This window comes from Corallococcus sp. CA047B (assembly GCF_003612065.1).
In the GTDB taxonomy this organism is placed as follows: Bacteria; Myxococcota; Myxococcia; order Myxococcales; family Myxococcaceae; genus Corallococcus; species Corallococcus praedator.
Map to the genome: position 1 here is coordinate 1 of NZ_RAWD01000443.1, position 6,261 is coordinate 6,261.

A 6,261-nucleotide genomic window follows, 5' to 3' on the forward strand; every position below is an offset into this window, starting at 1 on the left:
AGGCTTGACAGCCTGGGGTGCCAGATCTAACGCAAGGCGCCATGAGCACACCCCGCTTCCCGCCGTCGCCCCGCCGCCCCGTCAACAACCAGGGCCCGCTGCGCGTCCTGTTGCTGGAGAACATCCACGCCTCCGCCCAGGAGATGCTGGCGGCGGAGGGCTTCCAGGTGGAGCGCACGTCCTCCGCGCTCAAGCCGGAGGAGCTGGCGGAGCGCCTGAGGGGCGTGCACCTGTTGGGCATCCGCAGCAAGACGACGGTGCCGGAGGCGTCGCTCAAGTACGCGGAGGACCTGCTCGCGATTGGCGCCTTCTGCATCGGCACCAACCAGGTGGACCTGCTCTCCTCCAGCGTGCACGGCGTGCCGGTGTTCAACGCGCCGTTCAGCAACACGCGCAGCGTGGCGGAGATGGTGCTGGCGGAGGTGGTGGTGCTGACGCGCCAGCTCTTCGACCGCAGCCGGGAGGTGCACGCCGGACAGTGGCGCAAGGTGGCCACGGGCAGCCACGAGGTGCGTGGCAAGACGCTGGGCATCATCGGCTACGGGCACATCGGCTCGCAGCTGGGCGTGCTGGCGGAGTCCTTGGGCATGCGCGTGCTCTACTACGACGTGATGACGAAGCTGCCCCTGGGCAACTCGCGGTCGGTGCCCACGCTGAACGGGCTGCTGGCGGAGTCGGACTTCGTGACGCTGCACGTGCCGGCGATGGCCTCCACGCACATGATGATGGGGGCGGAGCAGTTCCAGGCGATGAAGCCGGGCGCGTGCCTCATCAACGCCAGCCGGGGCACGGTGGTGGACATCCCGGCGCTGGCGCGGGCGCTGCGCGCGAAGCACCTGGGCGGCGCGGCGGTGGACGTGTACCCGGAGGAGCCGGAGGGCAACTCGGACGGCTTCATCACGGAGCTGCAGGGCATTCCCAACGTGGTGCTGACGCCGCACATCGGCGGCTCCACGGAGGAGGCGCAGGCGTCCATTGGCAAGGAGGTGGCCACGTCGCTGCTCAAGTTCGTCAAGGGCGGCGCGACGACGGGCGCGGTGAACTTCCCCAACGTGGAGGCGCCCATCAACCCGGGCACCCACCGCATCATCAACGTGCACCGCAACACGCCGGGCGTGCTGCGTGACATCAACCGCATCGTGTCCGACTTCAACGCCAACATCCACGCGCAGGTGCTGAGCACCGACGCCAACGTGGGCTACCTGGTGATGGACCTGGACCAGGACGTGTCCCAGCAGGTGTGCGAGGCCATCGCCGGGCTGGAGACGGACATCAAGACGCGCATCGTGTCCTAGGCGTCCAGAATCTTCCCGGGGTTGAGGATGCCCTCGGGGTCCAGCGCGCGCTTGAGGGTGCGCAGCAATTCCAGCTCACCGGGCGCGCGCGTGTAGTCCAGGTAGTCCTTCTTCAACAGGCCGATGCCGTGCTCGGCGGAGATGCTGCCGCCGTGCTTGCGCACGAGGTCGAACATGGCGTGGTCGGACTTCTTGGCGTGGGCGAAGAAGTCCGCCTTCTCCACCGCGTCCGGCTTCATCACGTTGACGTGCAGGTTGCCGTCGCCAATGTGGCCGAAGAGGCAGATCTCCCAGCCCGGGTAGCGGCTGGCGAACACCGCGTCCAGCTCCGAGCAGAACGCCTCCAGGTTCGCCACCGGCAGGGAGATGTCGTTCTTGTGCAGCACGCCCGTGGCGGAGAGGCTCTCGCTGATGGACTCGCGCAGCGACCACAGCTCCGCGGCCTGCCCCACGCCCTGCGCCTGCGTGCCGTCCGTGACGAGCCCGCGCTCGAAGAGCGAGCCCAGCCACGCCTCCACCGCCGCCGGGTCGCCGCCCTCGGACTCCAGCAGCACGTAGCAGCCGCTGGGCGCCTCGAAGGGCGAGCGCAGCTTGCGGTGGCGCTGCACGCGGGCCAGGCACTTGTCGGTGAAGAACTCGTAGGCGGACAGCGCGAGCGGCGCCTGGCGCGCGTCGCGGAACAGGCGCAGCACGGCGGCCACGTCCGGCACCGCGAAGAGGAAGACGTCCTGCTTGCCCGGCAGCCGCGTCAGCTTGAGCGTGGCCTCCGTGATGATGCCCAGCGTGCCCTCGCTGCCGATGAAGAGCTGGCGCAGGTCCACGCCGGTGTTGTTCTTCTCCAGCGCGCCGTTGAGCTCCAGCACCTGCCCCTGCGCCGTCACCACCTGGAGGCCCAGCACCCACTGCCGGGTGAGGCCGTAGCGGATGACCTTCACGCCGCCCGCGTTGGTGGCGATGTTGCCGCCCACCGTGCTGCTGCCCTTGGAGGCGAAGTCCACCGGCCACGTCAGGCCGTGCGGCGCGCAGTGCTGGTGCACCGCCTCCGTCACCGCGCCCGCCTGCACGCGCACCGTGTTGCCGAGCAGGTCCAGCGGGTCCATGCGGGTCATCCGCTTCAGCGACAGGACCACCTCGCCCTTCATCGCCACCGCCCCGCCCGCCAGGCCCGTGCGCCCGCCGGAGGGCACCACCGCGACGCGGTGCTGGTGGCACAGGGCCATGAAGCGGGCGACCTCGTCCGTGGTGCGGGGGAAGGCCACCGCCCCCGGCGCGGGGGTGTACACGCGCGTCCAGTCGCGGCCGTACTCCTGGAGCTCCGCGGGCTCGCGGGTGAGGAAGTCGCCGGGGAAGGACTCGGCGATGGCGCGGAGGAAGTCGGCGGGCAGCGCGGGCGTGGACATGGGTGCAGGCGTATTGCACCCCCTCCGGCGTGACAAGTCCGGAGGAGGCATCCCCAGGCCCGGGGGCCCGAAATCGTACCCGCTGCGTCCAGGCAGGCCCGCGGCGCCCTACCCCTTGATGAAGGCCAGCAGGTCGTTGTTGATGACGTCCTTGTTGACCGAACACATGCCGTGGCTGAAGCCCGGGTAGACCTTCAGCACCGCGCCCTGGATCAGCTTCGCCGTCAGCCGCCCCGCACCGTCGATGGGGACGATCTGATCATCGTCCCCATGCATCACCAGCGTGGGGACATCGAAGCGCTTCAAGTCCTCGCGGAAGTCGGTTTCGGAGAAGGCCTTGATGCAGTCGTACTCGGCCTTCAGTCCGGCCATCAGGCCCTGGAGCCGGAAGCTCTCGCGCAAGCCCTCGGAGACCTCCGCGCCGGGCCGGTTGAAGCCATAGAACGCCAGGCTCAGCTCCCTGAAGAAGCTGGAGCGGTCCTTCTTCACCCCGGCGCGGATGCCGTCGAAGACCTCGATGGGCAGGCCGTTGGGGTGCCAGTCCGTCTTGAGCATGATGGGCGGGACGGCGCTGATGAGCACGGCCTTCGCCACGCGCGAAGTCCCATGCCGTCCAATGTACCGCGCCACCTCGCCGCCGCCCGTGGAATGACCGACATGGATGGCCTTGCGAAGGTCGAGTGAACGGGTCAGCGCGGCCAGGTCATCCGCGTAGGTGTTCATCTCGTGGCCGCCCCAGGGCTGGGACGAACGCCCGTGGCCCCGGCGGTCATGCGCGATGGTGCGGTAGCCCTGTTCGGACAGGAACATCATCTGGTCCTCGAAGGCGTCGGCCGAGAGGGGCCAGCCGTGGGAGAAGACGATGGGCTGACCGTGCTTGGGGCCCCAGTCCTTGAAGTAGATCCGGGTGCCGTCCTTCGTGGTCAGGTAGCTGCCGGAAATCTTTCCAACGTGCGCGCTGCTGGACTCGACTTCGGTGTCCATGGGGCCATCCTTCGCGGTGCGGTGAGGTCCGAACGGCGCGAAGGTGCGCGTCACCGCACCCACGCACATCGTACCGGAAGGCCGGCCGTCCAGAAGACGGCGCGGCCCCTCACCGCCCGCGAAAGCCCCTCACGTCACTTCAGGGGTGGCTGGCCGGATTCGCCGGGTTCGTCCCCGCCGTCCGCTCATCCCCGTCGAAGAACCCATCCAGGTCCCGGTCGATGCCGACGCGCCCCCCCGAGCCCGGCGGCGTGCAGGTGTACGTCAGCACGCCGTGGTTCGCGGCGACGGCCGAGCGGAGCGACGCCGCGGGCACCAGCGGCAGCGCCGCGCGGTCCGTCTTGAACAGTCCGCTGCCCACGTAGACGAAGCCCATCTCGTGGGTGCCGGCGCGGCCCTTGGCCACAAGGTCACACTCGCCCGCGTTCGCGCGCGCCACCAGCAGGTCGATGCGCGGCCCGGCCACCGTGGCGTTGGTGGAGCTGAGCGTCACCTGCTGTCCGACGATGGGCGCCAGGTTGGTCTCGAAGGCGAACATGTACTGCTCCATGTCCTTCTTGGCCTGGAGGCCCGCGGGCGTGTCCGGGATGCCCACCGCGTTGAAGATGGGGTGGAAGTCGAAGCCGCTGTTGAAGAGGAACAGCGTGGGGATGGCACCGTCGCTGTTGAAGCCAATGCCTCGCACCTGGTCACCCAGGAACGTGTCCGCCGGCGTGGTCCCGAAGGGGAAGCCCGCGCCGAACATGCCGACCTTCTGGTAGATGTTGCGCAGGTGCGGCACCTTGGGGAACAGCGGCTCCGCGTCGAAGGAGCTCTTGCCGTCCGTGCCGAAGAAGCCCTTGAAGGGGCCTTCGCCCGGGTTGGCGTTGATGTCCACGCGGTGGCAGGACTCGCACGACCCCTGGAAGAAGCTGGTGGTGTTGACGAAGAAGTCCCGGCCCGCCTGCTGTGACGGCGTCAGCGAGTTGTCCAGGTTGCGGATGGGATTGGGCGGATAGGCCACCTGGAGGATGAAGTCGGAGAACTTCTGCATCTCCGCCGTCGTCAACTGGGCGCTGCGCCCGAGCAGGTCCATGAACGCCGGGTTGAACTGCTTGAAGGCCGCGACCTCGTCGAAGGTGCCGCCGTTGGGCTGGACGCTCGGCGCGGCGTTGCCGCCGGTGCGGTCCCCGCGCCAGTGCATGGGGCCCTGGTTCGCCATGCCGCGAAGGCTCTGGGTGGACAGGGGGCCCTTCATCGGGTGGAAGGCCGTGTCCTGGCCGAACGTCGGGTCGGTGCCGAACTCCGCCAGCACGGGGACGATGGGGTTGGCGTTGGCCTTCACGTCGCCGTCCGGGTTGCCCAGGTCCCAGGTGATGCTGTCGAAGTCACCGAAGATGTGGCAGCTGCCGCAGGAAGAATCGCCGTGGCTGGAGCTGGAGCGCGCGTCGTAGAGGAACGGACGGCCCTGCACCACGCTCGGAGGCTCCGGGTTGAACAGGGGCAGGTGGGCCACCTCCGCCTTCGTGGTGGTGTTGACGACGGAGATGGCGTTGTCGAAGCGCGTGAGCACGTAGAGCCGGTTGCGCGCCTCGTCCAGCACCAGGCCGGTGGGGCCGCCGCCGCTCAGTTCAATCTGGTTCGCGGTGCTGGGAACGAAAGTGCCGGCCTCCAGCGCGGAGGTGGCGTACACGCCGAGCTTCGACGAACCGAACGCGGCGACATAGAGCGTGGCGCCGTCGGACGTCACCGACATGCCCGTGGGCTGCGCGAGGCTCTTCTCGCTCTCCGTGTTGGGCGCGGCCGCGCAGCACGCGGCGTAGTTGATGTGTGAATTGAGGTGGCGGGGCACGACGCTGCCCGCGCTGCCCAGCACGGTGATGCGGCTTTCGTGCAGGTGGCCGCGCAGGGTGCTGCCCACGAGGGTGCCGGGCCCCTCGAAGCGCAGGTCATTCCGGGCCTCGGTGTTGCTGACGTAGACCTTCCCGCTCACCGGGTTGACGGCCATGTTGAACAGGATGGTGCCCACGCCCGCGTAGGAGCCCGCCGCGCCCGCGACCTGCACGGGCGGGTTGGCCGTGGCGGAGATGGCGAACACGTCCTTGTCGGGCAGCGACAGGCGCACGTAGGACGTCCACGGGCGGTTGAGCACGTCCACCCAGTCCGCGCCGTTGTACTTCACGATGACGGAGACCTCCGGCGCGGCAATGCCCTGGTGGTTGACGTTGGGACCGGGGACGCCGCCCGCGGACTCGCCGCCGTTGGGCACCAGGCTCTCGTGGATGACGGTGGTGCGGTTGCCGGAGTGGAACGCCGCCGCGTACACGCGCGAGCCGTCAGGCGTGGCCGCGAGCGCGCGCGGCGTGTCTCCGAACAGGGTGACGCGGGTGAGCGGCGTGCCGCCCAGCGTCGTGCCCAGGTTCTCCGAGTCGAACACCCAGACGTCGGCCCGGCCGATGCCCGGCGTGGTGAGCTGCGGGTCGAACCCCGTGTTCTGTCCCCGGTGCGCGGCGGTGATGAAGGCGCGCTTCTTCCCGGTGCCCGCGAAGACGATGTCGCGGGGCTCATCCCCCACGAGCAGCGTCCGCGTCACGGCCCCACCC

4 protein-coding genes are annotated in these 6,261 nt (G+C 69.3%); 1 reads left to right on the forward strand and 3 read right to left on the reverse strand.

Translation table 11 applies throughout. The features are described from left to right. Window positions 1-41 precede the first annotated feature (41 nt). Window positions 42-1,295 (forward strand): phosphoglycerate dehydrogenase, encoded by a 1,254-nt coding sequence (gene serA, locus D7X74_RS38335; protein ID WP_120537914.1) that lies wholly within the window; start codon window positions 42-44, stop codon window positions 1,293-1,295. Here serA and D7X74_RS38340 read toward each other — a convergent pair. The 3 genes from D7X74_RS38340 to D7X74_RS38350 all read right to left on the reverse strand — a co-directional run. Beyond that, complete coding sequence (locus D7X74_RS38340; RefSeq protein ID WP_120537915.1) at window positions 1,292-2,695, reverse strand: FAD-binding oxidoreductase; 1,404 nt, start codon at window positions 2,693-2,695, stop codon at window positions 1,292-1,294. The genes serA and D7X74_RS38340 overlap by 4 nt on opposite strands. Window positions 2,696-2,803: 108 nt before the next feature. Continuing rightward, entirely contained in the window at window positions 2,804-3,679 is an 876-nt protein-coding gene (locus D7X74_RS38345; protein WP_120537916.1) for an alpha/beta fold hydrolase, read from the reverse strand. 139 nt (window positions 3,680-3,818) lie between these two features. Further along, window positions 3,819-6,261 (reverse strand): hypothetical protein (locus D7X74_RS38350; RefSeq protein ID WP_120537917.1); only part of this gene is annotated, 2,443 nt, incomplete at its 5' end.

Excerpts from the sequence above, each read along its gene's own strand:
- serA (WP_120537914.1), top strand. The coding sequence starts at position 42 with ATGAGCACACCCCGCTTCCCGCCGTCGCCCCGCCGCCCCGTCAACAAC.
- D7X74_RS38340 (WP_120537915.1), bottom strand. The coding sequence starts at position 2,695 with ATGTCCACGCCCGCGCTGCCCGCCGACTTCCTCCGCGCCATCGCCGAG.
- D7X74_RS38345 (WP_120537916.1), bottom strand. The coding sequence starts at position 3,679 with ATGGACACCGAAGTCGAGTCCAGCAGCGCGCACGTTGGAAAGATTTCC.